Source organism: Streptomyces sp. NPDC008137 (assembly GCF_042957035.1).
Taxonomy (GTDB): Bacteria; Actinomycetota; Actinomycetes; order Streptomycetales; family Streptomycetaceae; genus Streptomyces.
On the sequence record NZ_JBIBHN010000033.1, the window covers coordinates 18,633 to 38,343 of the forward strand.

A 19,711-nucleotide genomic window follows, 5' to 3' on the forward strand; every position below is an offset into this window, starting at 1 on the left:
GCCCCGCACACGATGAAGACCATCACCCACTGGATCGACGGCAAGCCCGTCGAGGGCACCTCCGGCCGCTTCGGCCCCGTCTACGACCCGGCCACCGGCGCCCAGGAGAAGCAGGTCGCCTTCGCGACCGTCGACGAGGTGGACGCCGCCGTCGCCTCCGCCAGGGCCGCCTTCGAGTCCTGGGGCGAGTCCTCGCTCGCCAAGCGCACGGCGATCCTGTTCAAGTACCGCGAGCTGCTGGACGCCCACCGCGACGAGATCGCCGAGCTGATCACCGCCGAGCACGGCAAGGTGCACTCCGACGCGCTCGGCGAGGTCGCGCGCGGCATGGAGATCGTCGAGCTCGCGTGCGGGATCTCCGTCCAGCTCAAGGGCGAGCTGTCCACCCAGGTCTCCACCCGGGTCGACGTGGCCTCCATCCGCCAGCCGCTGGGCGTGGTCGCGGGCATCACGCCGTTCAACTTCCCGGCGATGGTGCCGATGTGGATGTTCCCGCTGGCCATCGCCTGCGGCAACACCTTCGTGCTGAAGCCGTCCGAGAAGGACCCGTCGGCCTCCTTCAGGCTCGCCGAACTCGCCTCCGAGGCCGGGCTGCCCGACGGCGTCCTGAACATCGTGCAGGGCGACAAGGTCGCGGTGGACCGCATCCTGGAGCACCCGGACATCGAGGCGGTCTCCTTCGTCGGCTCGACCCCGATCGCCAAGTACATCCAGCTCAAGGCCGTCGAGCACGGCAAGCGCGTGCAGGCCCTCGGCGGCGCCAAGAACCACATGCTCGTCCTGCCCGACGCGGACCTGGACCTCGCCGCCGACCAGGCGATCAACGCGGCCTACGGTTCGGCCGGCGAGCGCTGCATGGCCGTGTCGGTCGTGGTCGCGGTCGGCGACATCGGTGACGACTTGGTCGGCAGGATCACCGAGCGGGCGAAGAACCTCCGCATCGGCCCCGGCAACGACCCGGCCTCCGAGATGGGCCCGCTGATCACCCGCGAGCACCGGGACAAGGTCGCCTCGTACGTGGCGAGCGCCGCCGAGCAGGGCGCCGAGGTCGTCGTCGACGGCACCGGCTACTCGGTCGAGGGCCACGAGAACGGCTTCTTCCTGGGTGTCTCGCTGCTGGACCGGGTGCCGCTGACGGCGGACGCCTACCGGGACGAGATCTTCGGCCCCGTGCTGGCCGTCGTGCGTGCGGAGACGTACGAAGAGGCCATCAAGCTGATCAACGACTCCCGCTGGGGCAACGGCACCGCGATCTTCACCCGGGACGGCGGCGCCGCCCGCCGCTTCCAGCTGGAGGTCAAGGCGGGCATGGTCGGCGTCAACGTGCCGATCCCGGTCCCGGTCGGCTACCACTCCTTCGGCGGCTGGAAGGACTCGCTCTTCGGCGACCTGCACATCTACGGCAACGACGGCATCGCCTTCTACACCCAGGGCAAGGTCATCACCACCCGCTGGCCGGACCCGTCCGACGGCGGTATCAACCTCGGCTTCCCGAGCAACTCCTGACACCCGGAGGGGGGTTCATTCATGGCGAAGACCGGTGACCGGGCCCGCACCACGGCCGCCCCCGCGCTCAGCTCACTGGACTTCGCCCTGGACCGGGGCAGTCCCGTGCCGCTGTACCACCAGCTCGCGCAGCAGCTGGAGGCCGCGATCGAGCACGGGGTCCTCATCCCGGGCAACCTCCTGGGCAACGAGGTCGACCTCTCGGTGCGCCTCGGCCTGTCCCGCCCCACTGTCCGCCAGGCCATCCAGTCCCTCGTCGACAAGGGGCTGCTGGTCCGGCGGCGCGGGGTGGGCACCCAGGTGGTGCACAGCCAGGTCAAGCGCCCGCTGGAGCTGAGCAGCCTCTACGACGACCTGGAGGAGGCCGGGCAGGGGCCGGCCACCGAGGTCGTGCGCAACGAGCTCGTCCCGGCGTCCTGCGACGTCGCGGCCGCGCTCGGCGTCGCGGAGGGCAGCGAGGTCACCGCGCTGGAACGGCTGCGCAGCACGCACGGCCAGCCGGTCGCCCTGCTCTGCAACTACCTGCCGTCCGCCCTGCTGGACCTCGACAGCGCCCGTCTGGAGTCGACGGGCCTGTACCGGATGATGCGCTCGGCGGGCATCACCCTGCACAGCGCCCGCCAGACCGTCGGCGCCCGCGCCGCCACCGCCGAGGAAGCCGCCCGCCTGGACGAGCGGGAGGGCGCGGCGCTGCTCACCATGCGGCGGACGGCGTACGACGACACCGGCCGCCCGGTCGAGTACGGCACGCACATCTACCGGGCGTCCCGCTACACGTTCGACTTCCAGCTGCTGGTGCGGCCGTGAGGGGGCCGGTCACCTCCTGCGCAGCATCCGGCTGAACGGCGTGTCCGGGCGCTCCAGACGCTCACCGTCCAGCGTGATGTCGACGACCTCGTTGAAGAAGGCGACGCGCCCCCGGACCGCGGCCACCGCGGGCAGCGGGGCGGCGTAGCTCCACAGGATGTTGGGCGGCACCTCGCCCTCACCGCGCCAGGACCAGTACTCGGCGGTGCCCTTGTAGGGGCATCCGGTGCTGTGGTCGGTGGCGTCGAACAGGTCGAGGCGGACGTCCTCGCGGGGGAGGTAGTACCGGGTCGGCAGGGAGGTCTCGAAGAGCAGGACGGGATCCCGGGTGTCCGCGACGACCTGACCCTCGATCTCGACCCGGACATGGCGGCTGCTCGGCAGCGCGTCCACGCGTTTGTGCGGGTCGCGGGGGTGGATGAAGATCTCCTCGTCCTCCTCGTACCAGTGGTCGAGGCCCGTGTCGGTGCGCAGGAACCACTCGAAGGCGATGTGACCGGCCAGGTCGTCGGCGGGGAACGTCCAGGCCGCGTTGGAGCGCACCTCGCCCTCCGCGTCGAGGTCGTAGAAGATCCGGGAGCCGGTGTGCTTGCCGGTGGGCGGGTTCTTCGCCGGGCGGAGCAGGTCGGTGCGGACGTCCGCGCGCGGGAAGACGTACTGCGGCACCGGCAGGTGGGGCTCCCACACGAGCACGGGGTGCCGGCTGTCGACGACGGTGACGTCGCCCTTGCGGCCGCGCACCCAGCGGTCGCTGGGCTCCCACAGGAGGCCTTCGGGGGTGGTCCTGATCGTCGGGGCGGCGGGGTGGGCCGGGTGGGTGGTCATGGCCGGTGCTCCTTCCGGAGGTCCGGATGTCCGGTTCTTTCAACGGTCCCACGGTCCCTGCGCCCGGGGGCAGGCCGGGCGGACCGCACTAAGCTGTAGGAACCGTACCTTTCAGGCCACGAGGCGCTCGTGATGGCAGGAGAGAGGCGAGGTCGGCATTCCGGGCAGCCGCAGCTGCCCGACCTGCACGCGCGCCTGCGTACCGAGCTGGACCGGATCGACGAGCAGTTGCGCGCCCTGCTGGACGCCATGGACCGGATGCAGGGCCTGCTGGACTCGGTGGTGGCCATCAGCCGGGAGGTGGAGCTGACCGCGGTGCTGCACCGCATCGTGACCACCGCCATGGACCTGGTCGGCGCCCGCTACGGCGCGCTGGGCGTGCTCAACGCGTCCGGGGAGCGCTTGGAGGAGTTCATCACCGCCGGTCTGTCCGAGCGGGAGCTCGACGACCTGGGCGATACCGACCTGCCGCGCGGCCTGGGGGTCCTCGGCCACCTGATCAGCCACCCCGAACCCCATCGGATCGACGACATCCTGTCCCATCCGTCCTCCGTCGGTTTCCCGCCCGGCCATCCGCACATGCGGACACTGCTCGGAGTCGCGATCAGCGTCCGCGGCGAGATCTACGGCGATCTGTACCTGGCCGAGCGGCGCGACGGGCAGCCCTTCGACGTCCAGGACGAGAACGTCGTCACCGCCCTGGCCAGCGCCGCCGGCATCGCCATCGAGAACGTCCGCCTGTTCGAACAGGTGCGGGTCGGAGCCGAGCAGTTCCAGCGGCTCCTGCTGCCCGCCCTGCCCGACCTGCGGCCCTTCGGCGCCGCCGCCGTCTACCGGCCGGCCGCCGAGCCCAGCAAGCTCGGAGGGGACTGGTACGACGCGATCCCGCTGTCCGACGACGTCGTGGCGGTCGTCATCGGTGACGTGGTCGGCCACGATCTGAAGGCGGCGGCCGCCATGGCGTCCACCCGCAACATGCTGCGGGCCCTGCTGTTCGACCAGGGCAGTACGCCGGGCGCGCTCCTGGCCCGGCTCGACCGCATCCTGCAGGCCATCACGACCAACCCGGTCACCACCACAGCCCTGGCCCGCATCGAACCGGAGGGACCGGGTTGGCGCATCCGCTGGAGCACGGCGGGCCATGTCCCGCCCCTGCTGATCACTCCTGACGGACAGGCGGAGTACCTGACCGCCGAGCCCGGACTGCCGCTCGGGGTCGACCTGGAGGAACCCCGCCCCGATCACTCCCGCTTCCTCCCGCCGGACGCTACCGTCGCCTTCTTCACCGACGGGCTGATCGAGCATCCCGCCCACTCCATCGACGAGAGCCTGAACGAACTCGCCGGGCTCGCCAGCGCCCACACGCACCTGCCTCTGCACGAGTTCGTACGGGCACTGGCCGATCACCACCCGAGCGACGGTCACGACGACATGGCCGTCCTGGCGCTGCGCACCCCACCCGCCTGACGTGGCGTGGAGGTTCGGACGGAACCGACGGATGATGGTCGAGGTGATGTCGATGGGGAGGTCCCCGATGACTGTCGCGCGGCATGCCGGGGCCCGGCGTGGTGGCGCGGTCGCCCTCGAGATCTGCGCCGTCGCCGCGCTGTACTGGGGCTCGGCCGAGATCGGACTGCTCCAGCAGCAGGTACGGGGCCAGGTCACCCCGATGTGGCCGCCGAGCGGTATCGCGCTGGCCAGTCTGCTCCTGCGCGGGCCGCGGGTCTGGCCGGGGATCGCGCTCGGGGCGTTCCTGGTCAACATCTCGCTGGGGCCGTCGTTCCTGGCCGTACTCGCGATCGCGGCGGGCAACACGCTCGCGCCCGTCTGCTCGTACGCCCTGCTGCGCCGTGCCCGGTTCCGCGGCGAGATGAACCGCCTGCGGGACGCCCTCGCCCTGATCTTCCTCGGCGCGTTCACCGGCATGCTGGTCAGCGCCACGGTGGGCACCGGGACGCTCGTCTTCACCGGTGTGCTGGACACCGGCGACTTCTGGCCGACGTGGTCGGTCTGGTGGACCGGCGACGCGGTGGGCGTCCTGGCGGTCACACCGGTCGTGCTCCTTCTCCGCTCGGCGCGATGGCCCAGGGGCATACCGCCGTCCCGGTGGGCGGAGGGGATCCTGCTCCTGGCCGCCACGGTCTGCACCGGCTTCGTCGAGACCAGCACCACGCCGCTGCTCTTCCTCGGCTTCCCGCTGCTGATCTGGGCTGCCTTCCGCTTCGGGCTGGCCGGGGCCGCGCCCTGCGCCCTCGCCGTGTCGACCTTCGCGATCATCGCGGCCGCGCAGAAAACGGGCCCGTTCGCCGGTCACGACCTCTTCACCAACATGATCACCCTGCAGGCGTTCAACGGTTCCGTCTCGCTGACCGCCCTCCTGCTCGGAGCGGCGGTCAACGAACGCGCCCGGACCGAGAAGGAGATCGCGCTGGCGTGCGGACAGCTCGCCGAGATGGTCACGAGAATCGCCGCGACGGACCGCCGGCCGGCTCTGGGCCCGGAGATGACGAAGGGCCCCGCCCCACCGAAGTGAGGCAAGGCCCTGCCCGGGGAGAACTCCCGGGCACTCTGTCGGGACGACAGGATTTGAACCTGCGACCCCTTGACCCCCAGTCAAGTGCGCTACCAAGCTGCGCCACGTCCCGATGCGCGTCCACTCGCGGGGAAACCGCGTGATCGCGCGAACAGCACCTTACCCCACCCCCCTGGCCGCGCCGAAAACGGCCCGGGCGGGACAATCGGCGTATGGGCAGCACAGACAGCAGGGGAAGCGCGGGAGACACGGGAAGCCCCTCCGCGGAGGGGCCGGGCGACGCCCGGGACCGCGACAGCGAGGGGCGGGCACGCAACGCCCGGCCGAGGGACGGGCTGGGGCGGCCCCTGCCGTACGGCGCGGACGGCGTGCCCCGGCAGCCCGAGGGCGTGGTCCGCACGCCGGAGGAGACCGTCGCCGAGGCGCAGCGGCTGCTGGACGAGGGGAAGCCGTTCCACGCGCACGAGGTCTTCGAGGACGCCTGGAAGTCGGGCCCCGACGCGGAGCGGGAGCTGTGGCGCGGACTCGCCCAGCTCGCCGTGGGACTCACCCACGCCGCCCGCGGCAACCTCACAGGCGGGGCACGGCTGCTCCGCCGCGGGGCGGCCGCGACCGAGTCCTGGGCCTCCGGCTCCGGACAGCCGCTGCCGCACGGCATCGACGTCGAGGCCATCGCCGCCTGGGCCCGGGAACTGGCCCAGGACGTCGAACAGAACGGCCGCTCCGTGGACGCGGGCGCCCGGGCGCCCCGGCTCCGGGGAGCGGACACGGGGCGCTGAGCCGGGGCGCGGTGCGGGGCTGTCGTTGATGTGCGGCAGACTCGGGGTGTGCGAAAGATTCATGTCATCGGTATCGGCGCGGGCGACCCTGAGCAGCTGACCCTGCAGGCGGTGCGGGCGCTGCGGCACACGGACGTCTTCTTCATCCTGGAGAAGGGCGAGGAGAAGGCGGACCTCACCCGGCTGCGGCGCGACATGCTCGACACGCACCTGACGCGGGGGACGTACCGCGTCGTCGACGCGCGTGATCCGGAGCGGGACCGGACCGCCGACGGCGCGGCCTACTCCCCCGCCGTCGGGGACTGGCGCAGCGCCCGCGCCGACATCTACGAGCGGCTGATCGCGGAGGAGCTCGGCGAGGAGGAGACCGGCGCCTTCCTGGTCTGGGGAGACCCCTCGCTGTACGACAGCACGCTGGGGATCCTGGAGGAGGTGCTGGAGCGGGGCGCGGTGGCGTTCGAGTACGACGTCGTCCCCGGCATCAGCAGCGTCTCGGCGCTCGTCGCCCGGCACCGGACGGGGCTCAACCGCATCGCCCGGCCCGTGCAGATCACCACCGGGCGGCGCCTGGCGGAGGGTTTCCCGGAGGACGTGGACGACGTGGTGGTGATGCTCGACGCCCACCAGACCTTCCAGCGGTACGCGCGGGAGGACGTCGACATCTACTGGGGCGCCTATATCGGCACCCCGGACGAGATCCTCGTCTCCGGCCCGATCGGCGAGGCCGCGCCCCGCATCGAGCGGTTGCGTGCCGAGGCCCGTGAGCGCAAGGGCTGGATCATGGACACGTATCTGCTGCGCAGGCACCCCCGGGACTGACACCGCTATCGTCCGGACATGGAGTCCGTGCGTGCCGTACTGATCGACATCGACGGGGTGCTCACCGTGTCGTGGCGCCCCCTGCCCGGGGCTGTCGGGGCGCTGCGCGAGATCCGGGATGCCGGGCTCGCCGTGCTGCTGGTCACGAACACGACCTCCCGCACGAGGGCTTCGATCGCCGGGACACTGGCGGACGCGGGGTTCCCGGTGTCCGGCGAGGACATCCTGACCGCGCCCGCGGCCACCGCCGCCTATCTCGCCGAGCACAGTCCCGGCGCCCGGTGCGCCCTGCTGAACAGCGGCGGCATCGAGGAGGACCTCGACGGTGTGACCGTCGTCGACGCGGCGGACACCGAGGCCGTGCCGGATGTCGTACTGGTCGGCGGGGCCGGTCCGGAGTTCGGCTATGAGGCGCTCGACCGGGCCTTCGGGCAGCTGCGGCGCGGGGCCCGGCTGGTGGCGATGCACCGCAACCTGTACTGGCGTACGGACGAGGGACTGCGGCTGGATTCCGGTGCGTTCCTGGCGGGTCTGGAGCTGGCGGCCCGGACGGAGGCCGAGATCACCGGCAAGCCGGCGCGGGCGTTCTTCGAGTCGGCGCTCGCCCGGGTGGGCGCCCGTGCGGACGAGGCCGTGATGGTGGGCGACGACGTCGAGTCCGACGTGCTCGCGGCACAGCGGGCGGGTGTCACCGGGGTCCTCGTACGGACCGGCAAGTTCCAGCCGGAGGCGCTCAGGGCCGCCGGCGGCACGCCCGACCACGTGATCGACTCCTTCGCGGACCTCCCGGCGCTGCTGCGGAGTTCCGCACCGCGGTAGCCGCCCGTCAGCGGAGCAGCAGTTGGAGTCCGCCCACGATCGTCGCCGCGATGACCAGCTGCTCGAACAGCCGCTGGTTGATCTTGTGCACCGCCCACTTGCCGAAGAGCGCGCCGGGCACGACGAACACCACGAGCGCCAGGTCCAGGAGCAGCGAGCGGCCGTCGATCAGGCCGAGGCCGGCGCTGAAGGGCAGCTTGGAGACGTTGACGATCAGGAAGAAGAAGGCCGACGTGCCGAGGAAGCCGAGCTTGCGGAAGCCCGCGGAGAGCAGGTACATCGACATCACCGGGCCGCCCGCGTTGGCGACCATGGTGGTGAAGCCGCCGAGCACGCCGTAGGAGCGGGCCTTGACCCGGCCCGCCCGGCTGGTGAGCGCGTCCGGTTGCTCCTCCGCGTCCGCCGTGCGCCGGCGCCACACCGTCACGGCCGCCATCAGCAGCAGGATCGCGCCGATGGAGGTCCGTACGATCGCGTCGTCGGCCCACATCAGGAACACCGTGCCGACGACGACGCCCGCGGCGACCGCCGGGAACAGCCGCCACAGGGTGGGCCAGTGGGCGTGCCGCCGGTAGGTGGCGACGGCCAGCAGGTCACCGGCGATCAGGACCGGCAGCAGGACGCCGGTGGAGGCCCGGGCGGGCAGCACGGCGGCGAAGATGGCGAGGCTGACCGTGTTGGCCCCGCTCACGGCGGTCTTCGAGAAACCGACGAGGAGGGCCGCGAAGGCGAGTGCGGCGAACTCCCAGCCGGTGATGTTCCAGAGCGTCATCGTGTTCATGCGAACACTGATGCTATGTGCACCGAACGGGGCCCTGTAGTGCCGTCTCGCCTGGTGGCCCAGGGCGCCGGGCTACCCCCGTTCGACGAGGAGCGCGCTCCCCTGCCCGACCCCCACACACATCGTCGCCAGCCCCCGCCCGGCCCCCGTACGCCGCATCCGGTGGAGCAGTGTCGTCAGGATGCGGGCGCCCGAGCAGCCGAGGGGGTGGCCGAGGGCGATGGCGCCGCCGCTCGGGTTGACCAGGTCGGGGTCGATGCCGAGCTGGTCGACGCAGGCCAGGGCCTGGGCCGCGAAGGCCTCGTTGAACTCGGCCTCCTCCAGGTCGCCGACGCTCCAGCCGGCGCGGGCCAGGGCCTTGCGGGTGGCGGGGACCGGGCCGATGCCCATGATGTCGGGGTGGACACCGGCGGAGGCGCCGGCGACGTAGCGGCCCAGGGACTGAAGTCCCAGGTCGTTCAGGGCCTCCTCGCTGACCAGGAGGAGACCGGCGGCGCCGTCGTTCATCGGGGAGGCGTTGCCCGCGGTGACCGTGCCGCCGTCCCGGAAGACCGGCTTGAGCCGGGACAGCTTCTCGTACGAGGTGTCCTCGCGGACGCACTCGTCGGTGTCGACGACCACGCCGTCGGGGCGTTCCACGGGCAGGAGTTCGTCGTCGAAGTGGCCGTATCTGCGGGCGAGGGCGGCGCGCTGGTGGCTGCGCAGGGCGAAGTCGTCCTGGCGTTCACGCGCGATGCCGTACCGCGTGGCGACCTCCTCCGCCGTCTCGCCCATGGACAGGAGGCCGTGCAGGTCCCGCATCGCGGGGTTGACCAGGCGCCAGCCGAGGCGGGTGTCGACGGTCTCGATGCGGTGGGGCAGGGCCTCGTCGGGGCGGGGCAGGACGAAGGGGGCGCGGCTCATCGACTCGGAGCCGCCCGCGATCACGATGTCGGCCTCGCCGGCGGCGATGGTGCGGGCGGCCGTGGTCACGGCTTCCAGACCTGACGCGCAGAGCCGGTTGACGGTGGCCCCGGGGACGGTCTCGGGGAGGCCGGCGAGCAGGGCTGCCATGCGGGCGACGTTGCGGTTGTCCTCGCCGGCCTGGTTGGCGGCACCCCAGTAGACGTCGTCGACGCGGGCCGGGTCCAGCGCGGGCACGTCCGCGGCCAGGGCGCGGATCACGTTCGCGGCGAGGTCGTCGGGCCGCACCGAGGAGAGGGACCCCCTGAGCTTGCCGATGGGGGTGCGGCGGGCGGCCGCGAAGTGGACGGGACGCACGAGGGGCTCCTCACACCGCACATTAATTAGCACTGCTAGTTTCGGACTATAGACCCTCGTCCCGCCGCCTGTGAAGGCGCCACGGGTCGCGTTTGCACCAGTGCGCCCCGGGCACCCGCGCGGTCATGGAGTGGTTGCGGAACGCCGCCTGCGTGGACGAGGACCCCGAGTTGTTCTTTCCCGTGGGCACGGCGGGTCCGGCCCTGCGGGACGTCGCGGCGGCGAAGCGGGTCTGCGCGCGCTGCCCGGTGACCGGCCCGTGCCTGAGCTTCGCGCTGAGCAGCGGCCAGGCCTCGGGCGTGTGGGGCGGGACCTGCGAGGAGGAGCGTGACGCACTGCTCCGGAGCACGAGGAACGACGCGAGAAGGAGAAGCGCCCTATGACGGCCGTGAGGAGCACACTGACCGACGAGGCCCGCCGGGTTGCCTGCGAGGCACTCCAGGACACCCTGGTCGACCTGCTCGGACTCTCGCTGATCGGCAAGCAGGCGCACTGGAACATCGTAGGACCGCGTTTCCGGTCCATCCACCTCCAGCTCGACGAGGTGGTGTCGGCCGCGCGGAACTTCGCCGACACGGTCGCGGAACGGTCCGCGGCGCTCGGTGTCCCGCCGGACGGCCGGCCGGAGACCGTCGCCAAGACGTTCACGCTGCCCGCCCCCAAGGAGGGCTGGGTGCGTGACTCGGACGTGGTGCGGGTCATGGCGGAGGCCCTCCAGGACGCCGTCGGCCGGCTGCGCGAGCGCATCGGCACGACCGAGAAGGCGGACCTGGTCACCCAGGACCTGCTGATCGGCATCACCGCGGAGCTGGAGAAGCAGCGGTGGATGTTCGACGCCGAGAACGTCCCCCACGAGGACTGACCGGCGCGCACGTAACGTACGGAAGGGGCACCCGATGACCGACGCCCTCGAACTCGACGCGCTGTGGGAGGACTTCCACCGCGTGGTGAACATGACCTCGCAGGAGCTCGCGGCCTGGCTGCGGACGCGGGACGCCGACGAGAACGCGGAGCCGCTGCCCGACCGGGCGGGGAGCGAGACCGGACAGCACGTCCTGGCGATCCTCCAGAAGCGGCGCACCGACCTGACCGAGGACGATCTGCGCGTGATGCGGAACGTCGTGGACAGGGTCACCTCCCAGGTGGACCTGGAGAACGAACCGCTGCCGGAGGTGACGGCCGAGGACACACGTCGGCGGCACCGGCTGATGACGGTCGGCCACGATCCGCTGAAGGGATAGCCGTGACCCGCCAGGAGCGCGTGGTCCGCGAACTCCTCGGCACACACGGCCGGACGTACGCCGAGGAGGCGGGCATCCGGCTGAAGAACACCCCGCAGCCGCTGTACCGGCTGCTGGTGCTCTCCCATCTGCTCAGTGCCCGTATCCGCGGCTCGATCGCGCTGGCCACCGCCCGTGCCCTGCACGAGGCGGGGCTGCGCGATCCGCGCCGCATGGCGGCGGCGGACTGGCAGGAGCGGGTGGACGCGCTCGGCCGGGGCGGCTACCGGCGTTACGACGAGCGTACGGCCACGCAACTGGGCGACGCGGCCGAGCTGTTGACCGAGCGGTGGGGCGGAGACCTCCGGCGGCTGCGCCGGGAGGCGGACGGCAACGTCTCCGAACTGCGCTGTCTCCTTCAGGAGTTCCCCGGGATGGGCCCGGCCGGCAGCCACATCTTCCTGCGCGAGGCCCAAGGCGTCTGGCCCGAGGCAGCCCCTTACCTGGACGGCAAGGCCCTCCAGGGCGCCGAGCGCCTCAACCTGCCGGAGGACCCGGAGCGCCTCGCCGAGCTGGCCGGAAAGACCGACCCGGCCGTTCTCGCCGCCGCGCTGGTGCGGGCGGCGGTGGACAAGGAGATCGCCGAGGACACCCTGCGGCGGGCCGGGTGACCCGCCGGGCCCCGGGCCCGGAAGCTTCACCCCAGCAGCCAGCCCCCGTCAACGCTGAGTTCGACCGCGTTGACCGAGCGGTTGCGCAGCAGGAAGTCGACCGCGTCCACCACGTCCGACATGGTGGCGAGGCGGCCCGTGGGCGTCTCGGTCTGCAGTGTGGTGAGCACTTTCTCGGGTTTGGCCTGCCAGTAAGGGCTGTCGCCGACGACACCCGGATGCACGGAGTTGACCCGGACGGGAGCGAGTTCGACGGCGAGGGAGTTCATCAGACCGCGCACACCCGCGTTGACGGTCGCCACCGTCGTCGCGCCCGGATAGGGGCGTTCCTTGGCCTGTCCGCCGAACAGCACGATGGCGCTGTCGTCGTGCAGCCGGGTGCGCAGCGTGTGCACCACCTCGGTGTAGCCGACGAGCTTGAGGGTGACCAGCCGCAGGGCGGCGTCGATGTCGTACTCGGTCACCTTGTTGTCGTCCCGGGAGACACCCGCGATCACCAGATGGTCGACGCGTCCCACCTCGGCGAGCGACGCCGCGACCTCCAGCGGTCGCGTCAGGTCGAGGCCGAGGCCCCGGGCGCCGAACTCCTTGGCGAGCGTGTCGGCCCGGTGGGCGTCGCGGCCGGTCAGGACCACGTCGTCCCCGCACTGCGCCCTGGTCCGGGCGAACTCGAGGCCGATCCCCGACGTGCCTCCGACGACAAGGACACTGCTCATGACTCCTCCTCAAGCGCCTGGCGCAGGTAGTCCCAGTCCCGCGTGAACCGGTAGGAGTGTCGCGACGGCGGCTGCGGCGCCTGCGTCTCCAGCCACCTCAGGGGCCCCTGCCCGGCGTTGACGAACCCATGCACACAACCGGCGCCCGCCCACGCGAGGTCCCCGGGTTCCAGCCGGTACCACTCGCCGTCGAGAGTGGCCTCCGCCACGCCCTCCAGGATCAGATACGTCTCCTCGAAGGGATGGTCGTGCGTGCCGATGACGCCGTCGGACGCGTACCGCACCATGAACATCGTCGAGGCGACCGCGCCCAGGTCGCCGTCGACCATCATCTTCACGGTGATTCCGCTGTAGACCAGCAGCGCGGTCCGCATGCTCGCGGTCACGGCCAGCAGGTCCTGGGACTGTTTGGCGGGATCCATCTGCTCGGGCTCGAAGTGCCCGAAGGTCCTGGTGCGCGGATCGCGGACGTCGATGCGGACCGGGTCGCGGGCGGGCAGCTCCGGCACCTCCTGGGTGTCGTGCCCGTAGCGTGCCCGCGGCACGGGGGCCAGCATGTCCGCCCAGCGACCGCCGGTGCCCCCGGCCCCGCGCCAGGCGTGCGGCACACCGGTGGGCAGGAGGCCGTAGTCGCCCTCCTCCAGGAGGTACGACCCCTCGGGCACGTCGAGGACCACGGCCCCGTCGAGGATGTGGAAGGTCTCCTCGTACGAGTGCACATGGGCGGGCACGCGGCCGTCCGGCAGCAGTTCGCAGAGGCCGAAGCCGGTGTGCACACTGCCGTCGTCCTCGCCGACCAGCGTCCGCCGCCGGTGGCCGTGGCCGTCGTACGGGGGATCGGGCCGGTCGGCGGCGCGGCGCACCAGGTGGTTCGTCATGCGGTGGCCCTCCCTCCCTTCGCCTCCTTCGCCGCGAGGAGCCGGTCGCGGGACTCCTCGACGAGCCGGCGGGCCCGCCCGGTGTCCTCGAGCAGCCTGCCGTCGCGCTTGTGGATCACACCGTCGACCAGGACGGTGTCCACGTTGGACACGTCGGCGCACAGGGTCACCGCGGCTGCCGCGTCGTGCACCGGGGAGACGTTCGGAGCGGTGGCGTCGATCGCGACGATGTCGGCGCGCTTGCCGGGCGTCAGGGATCCGGTCCGGTCCTCGAGACCGGCGACGTGAGCGCCGTTGAGGGTGGCGATCTCCAGCATCTGCCGTGCTGTCAGCATGGTGCTGGGCACCGCCATGTTGGCCTGCCAGCAGTCGGCGTTGACACGGGCGCGTTCGGCCCCGAAGGCGGCGCGGATCTGGGTGAACATGTCGCCGGGCACGGTGGTGACGACGTCGATGCTGAGCGAGGGCCGCAGGCCGTGCTCGATCGCCTGCATGACGGGCGGCCAGCCGTGTCCCATCTGGAGCTCCACCTGCGGCGCGACCGACACCGTGCCGCCGCTGTCGGCGACCATCCGCCACTCCTCCTCGCTGAAGTAGCAGCAGTGGACGTAGGTGGTGTCCGGGCCGAGGAGCCCCATGCCGTGGAGCTGCTTGACCATGCCGAAGCGGCCGGCGAGGCGCCCCATGGCCACGTGCACGGTGATCGGGATGCCCAGCTCACGCGCCAGGGCCCATTCGGCGGCGACGACCTCGTTGACGCAGAAGCCGGGTCCGCGGGTGGCGAGGCCCATGGTCAGCAGGCCGTCGTCGGAGGCGAAGTGCGTCGACCTGATCCTGCGCACGTCGTCGGCCGGGATCGCGACCTTGCTCTCGAACCAGTACTCGGCGAGGGAGGTGTTGGCGCTGCCGTACGCGTACTGCGCCCGGATGCCGGATTCCTTGAGGCCCTGGATGGCGGCGTCCGGGTGGTCGGGCGTGTTGTTGATGTGGGACCAGTCGACGAGCGTGGTGATGCCGGCGTTGAGGCATTCGAGCGTGCCCGCGAGGTTGCCGGCGTAGACGTCCTCCGGGGTGTAGAGGGGTGCGAAGCTGTCGAGGACGTCGACGAAGTAGTCGTCGAGGGTGGCGTCGGGGGCGACGCCCCGGATCGGGGCCTCCCAGGTGTGGCGGTGGGTGTCGACGAAGCCGGGGACGACGATGCGGCCGGTCATGTCGAGGACCTCGGCGTCGGCGCTGATCTCGGGCCGGACGGCGGCGATCCTTCCGTCTTCGACGAGGACGTCACCCCTCGGCAGGTCCCCGACCGCGGGGTCCATCGATATGACATGCCCGGCGCGAAGGAGTGTCCGATCAGTCATCGTGGTTCCTTCCATGGGGTGTTCAGTACGCGGCGAGGCTCCGGACCGCCGCTACGACCTTCTCCGCGGTGGGGATGACCCGCTCCTCCAGCGCGTCGGCGAACGGCAGCGGGACGCACTCCCCCGTCACCCGCCGCACGGGCGCGTCCAGCAGGCCGAATCCCTCGTCGGCGACGACCGAGACGACGGTGGCGCCCCAGCCGCCCTGGTACGGGTTCTCCTCCACGGTGACCAGTCGCGAGGTCCTGCCCAGTGAGGCGAGTACTGTCGCGGTGTCCAGCGGGACCAGCGAGCGCAGGTCGATCACCTCGGCCTCGATCCCCTCCCCCGACAGCGCGTCGGCGGCCCGCAGGGCCAGGGGCACCATGGAGGCCAGCGCGACGAGCGTGACGTCCGCGCCCTCGCGCACGACTGCGGCCCGCCCCAGCTCGACGACGTGACCGGGCGGTGGCGGGGCGCTCTTGGTGGCCAGCAGGGCCTTGTGCTCGAAGAAGACCACGGGGTCGTCGCTGCGGATCGCGGCCGCCAGCATGCCGATGACGTCGGCGGGCGTCGCCGGTGCCGCGATCTTCAGGCCGGGGACGGTCAGCGCCCAGTTCTCGGTGGCCTGGGAGTGCTGGGCGCCGAAGCCGAGTCCGCCGCCGTTGGCGGTGCGCACGACGAGCGGCACGGTCACCTGGCCGCCGGTCATGTAGCGGACCTTGGGGATCTCGTTGGCGAGGTAGTCCCAGCAGCAGGCCAGGAAGTCGGAGAACATGATCTCCGCGACGGGTCGCATCCCGGTCATGGCGGCGCCCATCGCGGCGCCCACGATGGCCTGTTCGGAGATGGGCGTGTCCCACACCCGCTCGGGCCCGAACTCCTCGCGCAGCCCCACGGTCGTCTTGAACACCCCGCCGGCCGCGCCGATGTCCTCCCCGAGGCACACCACCGACGCGTCCCGGCGCATCTCGCGCGCGATGCCCTCGGCGACGGCGTCCCGGTAGGTGATCACGTCCGCCATGCGGCACCCCCGTCGGCCCACACGTCGGTGAGGGCCTCCCGCGGGTCGGGCGGCGGTGCCCCCTTCGCCTCCTCGACGGCCCGCTCCACGACGGCCCGGGCCCGCTCGTCGGCCTCCGCGACCGCCTCCGCCCCGATGCCCAGCTCGGCGAGCCGTCCCCGCGCGAGGTCCAACGGGTCGTGCTTGAGCCACCGTTCGACCTCCTCGGCCGGGCGGTAGGTCGCCGGGTCGGTGCGGCTGTGCCCGAAGTGCCGGTAGGTCTCGGCCTCCAGCACGGCGGGCCCGTCTCCCGCCCGGGCCCGCCGCGCGAGCCGCCCCACCGCCTCCGCGACGGCCACGACGTCGTTGCCGTCGACCACCTCGCCCGGGATGCCGTACGCGGGCGCCCGGTCGGCGGCGGGCCGGGACACCGCCGTGACCTGCGCGATGGGCGTGTACTCCATGTACAGGTTGTTCTCGCACACGAAGAGCACGGGCAGCCTCCACACGGCGGCCAGGTTGAGCGACTCGTGGAAGGCGCCGATGTTGGTGGCGCCGTCGCCGAAGAAGGCGACCGCGAGCTGCTCGCTCCCCCGCAGCCGCGCCGACCAGGCGGCACCGACCGCCATCGGTAGATGGGATCCGACGATGGCGTACGAACCGAGCATGCCGGTGGCCGCCTTGGTCAGATGCATGGAGCCGCCCTTGGCCCGGCACAGCCCGGTCGCCCGGCTCATCAGCTCGGCCAGGCACTCCTCGGGGGTGGCGCCCCGGGCGAGGGCATGGTGGTGGCCTCTGTAGGTGGCGAACACATAGTCGTCGGGGCGCAGGGCGGCACTCGCGCCCACGGCGATCGCCTCCTGCCCGGCGGCGAGGTGGGTGGTGCCCTTCACCAGGCCTCGCAGGAACAGGTCGTGGGCGGCCTTCTCCGTGCGGCGGATGACGGCCATCCGCTCGTAGGCGTCGAGGAGGGCGACCGGATCCATCACTGCGACCCGGTGTTCAGATGCGACTGCGCCTCACGGCGGGTGTTCAGCTCGCCGCCCACCGTCCAGTACTTGCGCCCGGCCACCAGCAGCTCCTCGGCGGGGAACTTGGTGATGACCTCGCAGCCGTCGGCGGTGACGACCAGTTCCTCCTCGATGCGGGCGGCGGACCAGCCGTCGGCGGCCGGCCAGTAGGTCTCCAGGGCGAACACCATGCCCTCCTCCAGGACTTCGGGGTGGTCGAGGGAGACCAGGCGGCTGAAGATCGGCTTCTCCCAGATCGACAGTCCCACACCATGGCCGTACTGCAGGGCGAAGGCGGCGGTCTCGTCGGCGAAGCCGAACTCCTCGGCGCGCGGCCAGACCCGGACGATGTCGGCGGTGGTGGCCCCGGGCCGGACCAGGGCGATCGCCTGGTCCATGTACTCCCGGCAGCGCACATAGGCGTCCCCTTGCGCGCGGGAGGCGCTGCCCACGGCGAAGGTGCGGTAGTAGCAGGTGCGGTAGCCGAGGTGGCTGTGCAGGATGTCGAAGAAGGCCGGGTCGCCGGGGCGGATCAGGCGGTCGCTGTAGACGTGCGGGTGCGGTGAACAGCGCTCGCCCGAGATGGCGTTGACACCCTCGACGTACTCGCTGCCGAGGTCGTAGAGGACCTTGCTGACGACTCCGACGCACTCGTTCTCGCGGACACCCGGGCGCAGGTAGCAATAGAGCTCCTCGTAGGCCGCGTCGACCATGGCGCAGGCCTGGGTGAGCAGGGCGATCTCGTCGCCGGTCTTGATCCGGCGGGCCTCCAGGAAGACCTGCTGTCCGTCGACGACGTCGATGCCCTCGGCGCGCAGGGCGGCGAGGACCGGCATCTCGGCGACGTCGACGCCGAGGGGCTCGTTCGCCAGCCCGTGCTCGCGCAGCTCTCCGGCGATCTTGGCTGCCACGTCCTCGGCGATCCCGGCGTCCGGGTGGAAGGCGCCGCGCAGGGTGGAGATGCCGGCGCGGGCGCCGGTGGGCGGGCCGCCCTTGCCGTCGCTGTAGTCCAGCCACGGGTTGTACAGCTGGTGGTGGCGGGCGGCGGAGCCGAAGTCCCAGACGACCGGTTCCCCGTCGCGCACCAGCAGGGCGAAGCGGATCAGCTTGTCCATCGCCCAGGTGCCGATGTGGGTGGCCGTCATGTAGCGGATGTTGGCGAAGTCGAAGCTGAGCACCGCGCCCAGCCGGGACCGGTTCAGGGACTCGTGCAGCCGGGCCAGCCGCTGCCCGCGCAGCCGGTCCAGGTCGATGCGCTCTTCCCAGTCGACGGCGTTGGGGCCGTATGTGCGGATCGCCATGGCGACCACCCCCACTTCGGAGTGAACGCCCGGGTGACAGGAGTGTCAAGTGTCACTGAACATCGCCGGACACGAACCAGACGCCCACAGCGGGTACCTCTCCATCGTTGCGGTATCGGTGGGGAGTCGTCGACTCGAAACACACGGCGTCGCCCGGGCGCACCGTGTACTCGTCGAAACCGAGGGTGAGGATCAGCTCGCCGGAGGTCAGATAGCCGTACTCGGTTCCCCCGTGCCGCATCAGTCCGCCGGAGCCGGCGGAGGAGCCGCCGGGCCGGTAGGTCACCAGCAGGAAGCCGACGTCCGCGCCCGGCACCCGCCCGAGGCGCTCCCACACGACCCCCGAGTCCAGCTCCAGCGTCTCGCGCTCACCCGCGACGGCCAGCGGGCCGACGCGCCGGCCCGGACCGGCGGCGAAGGCCGCGAGGACGTGCGGAAAGGACGGGAGGGAACCGGGTGTGCTCGCACCCACCGCGGGCGAAAAGGCCCGCGCGTCGAAGAGGGACTCCACGGAGATCCCGAGGGCCGTCGTGATCGCGTACAGCGTGCTCACCGAGGGCTGGCTCTTGCCGGTCTCGATCTGCGACACCAGACTCGCCGACACGCCGACCTCCCGGGCCAGCGCGCGCAGGCTCGTGCCGCGCTCCAGCCGGGCCTGCCGGATACGCGCGCCGACGGGCGGCACGACGGCGGGTGACACGGGCGGCTCCTCTCGCGCGCGGCCGGTGTACAGCTTCATTGAACAGCGCACGGGAGCCCGGAAGCCAGGTGCGGAGCGGCTCGCTGACTGCTTCCCCGCCGGAAACTCCGCTCGCACCTGCCAGCCCGCTCCCCCGGTGCGCGGCCCAGCACACAGTTCGCCGCCCAGCGCGGTCACCCGTTCCGTCAGGCCGACCGGACCGGAGGTCCCCGACCCGCTGCGGGTGGTCGTGGTCACCACCTTCGATCTCGACGAGTACGTGTACGGCGCGCTGCGCGGCGGCGCCTGCGGCTTCCTGCTCAAGGACTCCGGGCCGACCCTGCTCGCGGAGGCCGTCCGCGCCGCCGCCGCGGGCGACTCGCTGGTCTCCCCGTCGGTCACGGTCCGTCTGCCAAGCACCTCACCGCCGCTCCGGCCACCGGCAGTGCGCGACAACCGGCCCCCACGGCCCCGCTCCAGGAGCCGCTGACCGAGCGCGAACTGGACGTGGTCCGCCTGGTCGCTCTCGGCCGCACCAACGCCGAGATCGCGGCCGGACTGTACGTCTCCCTCTCCACGGTCAAGACGCACCTGTCCAGCGTCCAGCTCAAACTGGCCGCCCGGAACCGCGTCGAGATCGCGGCCTGCGCCTGGCAGAACGGACACGCGCGGGGCGGAACATGAGGCGTCCGCACTCCGGGCGGCGCTCACCCGATCGGTCCGGTGCCGGTGGTGGGCCGTCGGTGCCGGTGGTGCGCTGAGGAAAC

General features: G+C 71.9%; 21 protein-coding genes, 1 tRNA gene and 1 pseudogene. 12 read left to right on the forward strand and 11 right to left on the reverse strand.

All coding sequences use genetic code 11. From position 1 onward, the window contains the following. Positions 1 to 12: 12 nt before the first annotated feature. The gene (locus tag ACFZBT_RS34465) at positions 13 to 1,506 is read left to right on the forward strand and encodes a CoA-acylating methylmalonate-semialdehyde dehydrogenase (RefSeq protein ID WP_391112253.1); all 1,494 of its coding nucleotides are present in this window, start codon (positions 13 to 15) and stop codon (positions 1,504 to 1,506) included. Between the two features lie 21 nt (positions 1,507 to 1,527). Beyond that, on the forward strand, positions 1,528 to 2,313 hold the full coding sequence (locus ACFZBT_RS34470; protein ID WP_391112256.1) for a UTRA domain-containing protein: 786 nt from the start codon (positions 1,528 to 1,530) through the stop codon (positions 2,311 to 2,313). Between the two features lie 9 nt (positions 2,314 to 2,322). Here ACFZBT_RS34470 and ACFZBT_RS34475 read toward each other — a convergent pair whose 3' ends face one another. Further along, on the reverse strand, positions 2,323 to 3,138 hold the full coding sequence (locus ACFZBT_RS34475; RefSeq protein WP_391112258.1) for a DUF427 domain-containing protein: 816 nt from the start codon (positions 3,136 to 3,138) through the stop codon (positions 2,323 to 2,325). A gap of 132 nt (positions 3,139 to 3,270) precedes the next feature. Between ACFZBT_RS34475 and ACFZBT_RS34480 the strand changes: the two genes are divergently transcribed. Both ACFZBT_RS34480 and ACFZBT_RS34485 read left to right on the forward strand, forming a co-directional pair. Continuing rightward, a complete protein-coding gene (locus ACFZBT_RS34480) occupies positions 3,271 to 4,605 on the forward strand; it encodes a SpoIIE family protein phosphatase (RefSeq protein ID WP_391112261.1) in 1,335 nt (444 codons plus the stop codon). Positions 4,606 to 4,672: 67 nt separating this feature from the next. Further along, a complete protein-coding gene (locus tag ACFZBT_RS34485; protein ID WP_391112264.1) occupies positions 4,673 to 5,671 on the forward strand; it encodes an MASE1 domain-containing protein in 999 nt (332 codons plus the stop codon). 38 nt (positions 5,672 to 5,709) lie between these two features. Here ACFZBT_RS34485 and ACFZBT_RS34490 read toward each other — a convergent pair. Beyond that, positions 5,710 to 5,783: transfer RNA gene (locus tag ACFZBT_RS34490), tRNA-Pro, on the reverse strand. A gap of 100 nt (positions 5,784 to 5,883) precedes the next feature. Here ACFZBT_RS34490 and ACFZBT_RS34495 point away from each other — a divergent pair. The 3 genes from ACFZBT_RS34495 to ACFZBT_RS34505 are packed head-to-tail and all read left to right on the forward strand — an operon-like array spanning position 5,884 to position 8,088. After that, complete coding sequence (locus ACFZBT_RS34495) at positions 5,884 to 6,450, forward strand: DUF309 domain-containing protein (RefSeq protein WP_391112266.1); 567 nt, start codon at positions 5,884 to 5,886, stop codon at positions 6,448 to 6,450. A 48-nt stretch (positions 6,451 to 6,498) separates the two neighbouring features. Then, complete coding sequence (gene cobF / locus ACFZBT_RS34500) at positions 6,499 to 7,269, forward strand: precorrin-6A synthase (deacetylating) (protein WP_391112268.1); 771 nt, start codon at positions 6,499 to 6,501, stop codon at positions 7,267 to 7,269. An 18-nt stretch (positions 7,270 to 7,287) separates the two neighbouring features. After that, entirely contained in the window at positions 7,288 to 8,088 is an 801-nt protein-coding gene (locus ACFZBT_RS34505) for an HAD-IIA family hydrolase (RefSeq protein WP_391112270.1), read from the forward strand. A 7-nt stretch (positions 8,089 to 8,095) separates the two neighbouring features. Here the strand turns inward: ACFZBT_RS34505 and ACFZBT_RS34510 are convergent, their stop codons facing one another. Further along, positions 8,096 to 8,869, reverse strand: a complete 774-nt coding sequence (locus ACFZBT_RS34510; protein WP_391112273.1) for a TSUP family transporter — start codon at positions 8,867 to 8,869, stop codon at positions 8,096 to 8,098. A 72-nt stretch (positions 8,870 to 8,941) separates the two neighbouring features. After that, positions 8,942 to 10,129 carry an acetyl-CoA C-acyltransferase gene (locus ACFZBT_RS34515; protein ID WP_391112276.1) on the reverse strand — a complete coding sequence of 396 codons (1,188 nt, stop codon included), beginning with the start codon at positions 10,127 to 10,129 and terminating at the stop codon, positions 8,942 to 8,944. A 125-nt stretch (positions 10,130 to 10,254) separates the two neighbouring features. On the opposite strand from ACFZBT_RS34515, the gene ACFZBT_RS34520 reads away from it, so the two are divergent. The 4 genes from ACFZBT_RS34520 to ACFZBT_RS34535 are packed head-to-tail and all read left to right on the forward strand — an operon-like array spanning position 10,255 to position 12,020. Next, entirely contained in the window at positions 10,255 to 10,512 is a 258-nt protein-coding gene (locus ACFZBT_RS34520) for a WhiB family transcriptional regulator (RefSeq protein ID WP_391112279.1), read from the forward strand. Further along, positions 10,509 to 10,991 carry a ferritin-like domain-containing protein gene (locus tag ACFZBT_RS34525; protein WP_391112282.1) on the forward strand — a complete coding sequence of 161 codons (483 nt, stop codon included), beginning with the start codon at positions 10,509 to 10,511 and terminating at the stop codon, positions 10,989 to 10,991. The genes ACFZBT_RS34520 and ACFZBT_RS34525 overlap by 4 nt, the downstream gene beginning before the upstream one ends. Positions 10,992 to 11,025: 34 nt before the next feature. Continuing rightward, on the forward strand, positions 11,026 to 11,370 hold the full coding sequence (locus tag ACFZBT_RS34530) for a DUF3140 domain-containing protein (protein ID WP_391112285.1): 345 nt from the start codon (positions 11,026 to 11,028) through the stop codon (positions 11,368 to 11,370). A gap of 2 nt (positions 11,371 to 11,372) precedes the next feature. Further along, a complete protein-coding gene (locus ACFZBT_RS34535) occupies positions 11,373 to 12,020 on the forward strand; it encodes an endonuclease (RefSeq protein ID WP_391112288.1) in 648 nt (215 codons plus the stop codon). Positions 12,021 to 12,046: 26 nt separating this feature from the next. On the opposite strand, the gene ACFZBT_RS34540 is transcribed toward ACFZBT_RS34535, so the two are convergent. Genes ACFZBT_RS34540 through ACFZBT_RS34570 form a run of 7 tightly spaced genes read right to left on the reverse strand, consistent with a single transcriptional unit; the run spans position 12,047 to position 18,965 of the window. Then, entirely contained in the window at positions 12,047 to 12,736 is a 690-nt protein-coding gene (locus ACFZBT_RS34540; RefSeq protein WP_391112291.1) for an SDR family oxidoreductase, read from the reverse strand. Further along, positions 12,733 to 13,614: a cupin domain-containing protein gene (locus tag ACFZBT_RS34545; RefSeq protein ID WP_391112294.1), complete on the reverse strand. Its 882-nt coding sequence runs from the start codon at positions 13,612 to 13,614 to the stop codon at positions 12,733 to 12,735. Before ACFZBT_RS34545 ends, ACFZBT_RS34540 begins: the two co-directional genes overlap by 4 nt. Beyond that, positions 13,611 to 14,972 carry an amidohydrolase family protein gene (locus tag ACFZBT_RS34550; protein ID WP_391112296.1) on the reverse strand — a complete coding sequence of 454 codons (1,362 nt, stop codon included), beginning with the start codon at positions 14,970 to 14,972 and terminating at the stop codon, positions 13,611 to 13,613. The genes ACFZBT_RS34545 and ACFZBT_RS34550 overlap by 4 nt, the downstream gene beginning before the upstream one ends. A 22-nt stretch (positions 14,973 to 14,994) precedes the next feature. Next, complete coding sequence (locus ACFZBT_RS34555; protein WP_391112299.1) at positions 14,995 to 15,975, reverse strand: pyruvate dehydrogenase complex E1 component subunit beta; 981 nt, start codon at positions 15,973 to 15,975, stop codon at positions 14,995 to 14,997. Beyond that, positions 15,963 to 16,940, reverse strand: coding sequence for a thiamine pyrophosphate-dependent enzyme (locus ACFZBT_RS34560; protein WP_391112302.1), 978 nt, complete (start codon positions 16,938 to 16,940; stop codon positions 15,963 to 15,965). The genes ACFZBT_RS34555 and ACFZBT_RS34560 overlap by 13 nt, the downstream gene beginning before the upstream one ends. Then, positions 16,940 to 18,265: a M24 family metallopeptidase gene (locus tag ACFZBT_RS34565; RefSeq protein WP_391112305.1), complete on the reverse strand. Its 1,326-nt coding sequence runs from the start codon at positions 18,263 to 18,265 to the stop codon at positions 16,940 to 16,942. Before ACFZBT_RS34565 ends, ACFZBT_RS34560 begins: the two co-directional genes overlap by 1 nt. A 52-nt stretch (positions 18,266 to 18,317) precedes the next feature. Then, a complete protein-coding gene (locus tag ACFZBT_RS34570) occupies positions 18,318 to 18,965 on the reverse strand; it encodes a cupin domain-containing protein (protein ID WP_391112307.1) in 648 nt (215 codons plus the stop codon). 25 nt (positions 18,966 to 18,990) lie between these two features. Between ACFZBT_RS34570 and ACFZBT_RS34575 the strand changes: the two are divergent. Then, positions 18,991 to 19,628, forward strand: a pseudogene (locus ACFZBT_RS34575) (DNA-binding response regulator). Positions 19,629 to 19,711 lie beyond the last annotated feature (83 nt).

What these genes read in the sequence shown, in the direction of transcription:
- ACFZBT_RS34510 (WP_391112273.1), bottom strand. Translation starts at nt 8,869, where the DNA reads ATGAACACGATGACGCTCTGGAACATCACCGGCTGGGAGTTCGCCGCA.
- ACFZBT_RS34480 (WP_391112261.1), top strand. Translation starts at nt 3,271, where the DNA reads ATGGCAGGAGAGAGGCGAGGTCGGCATTCCGGGCAGCCGCAGCTGCCC.
- ACFZBT_RS34520 (WP_391112279.1), top strand. Translation starts at nt 10,255, where the DNA reads ATGGAGTGGTTGCGGAACGCCGCCTGCGTGGACGAGGACCCCGAGTTG.
- ACFZBT_RS34505 (WP_391112270.1), top strand. Translation starts at nt 7,288, where the DNA reads ATGGAGTCCGTGCGTGCCGTACTGATCGACATCGACGGGGTGCTCACC.
- ACFZBT_RS34545 (WP_391112294.1), bottom strand. Translation starts at nt 13,614, where the DNA reads ATGACGAACCACCTGGTGCGCCGCGCCGCCGACCGGCCCGATCCCCCG.
- ACFZBT_RS34565 (WP_391112305.1), bottom strand. Translation starts at nt 18,265, where the DNA reads ATGGCGATCCGCACATACGGCCCCAACGCCGTCGACTGGGAAGAGCGC.
- ACFZBT_RS34555 (WP_391112299.1), bottom strand. Translation starts at nt 15,975, where the DNA reads ATGGCGGACGTGATCACCTACCGGGACGCCGTCGCCGAGGGCATCGCG.
- ACFZBT_RS34475 (WP_391112258.1), bottom strand. Translation starts at nt 3,138, where the DNA reads ATGACCACCCACCCGGCCCACCCCGCCGCCCCGACGATCAGGACCACC.
- ACFZBT_RS34465 (WP_391112253.1), top strand. Translation starts at nt 13, where the DNA reads ATGAAGACCATCACCCACTGGATCGACGGCAAGCCCGTCGAGGGCACC.
- ACFZBT_RS34525 (WP_391112282.1), top strand. Translation starts at nt 10,509, where the DNA reads ATGACGGCCGTGAGGAGCACACTGACCGACGAGGCCCGCCGGGTTGCC.
- ACFZBT_RS34540 (WP_391112291.1), bottom strand. Translation starts at nt 12,736, where the DNA reads ATGAGCAGTGTCCTTGTCGTCGGAGGCACGTCGGGGATCGGCCTCGAG.
- ACFZBT_RS34485 (WP_391112264.1), top strand. Translation starts at nt 4,673, where the DNA reads ATGACTGTCGCGCGGCATGCCGGGGCCCGGCGTGGTGGCGCGGTCGCC.
- ACFZBT_RS34560 (WP_391112302.1), bottom strand. Translation starts at nt 16,940, where the DNA reads ATGGATCCGGTCGCCCTCCTCGACGCCTACGAGCGGATGGCCGTCATC.
- ACFZBT_RS34495 (WP_391112266.1), top strand. Translation starts at nt 5,884, where the DNA reads ATGGGCAGCACAGACAGCAGGGGAAGCGCGGGAGACACGGGAAGCCCC.
- ACFZBT_RS34470 (WP_391112256.1), top strand. Translation starts at nt 1,528, where the DNA reads ATGGCGAAGACCGGTGACCGGGCCCGCACCACGGCCGCCCCCGCGCTC.
- ACFZBT_RS34550 (WP_391112296.1), bottom strand. Translation starts at nt 14,972, where the DNA reads ATGACTGATCGGACACTCCTTCGCGCCGGGCATGTCATATCGATGGAC.
- ACFZBT_RS34530 (WP_391112285.1), top strand. Translation starts at nt 11,026, where the DNA reads ATGACCGACGCCCTCGAACTCGACGCGCTGTGGGAGGACTTCCACCGC.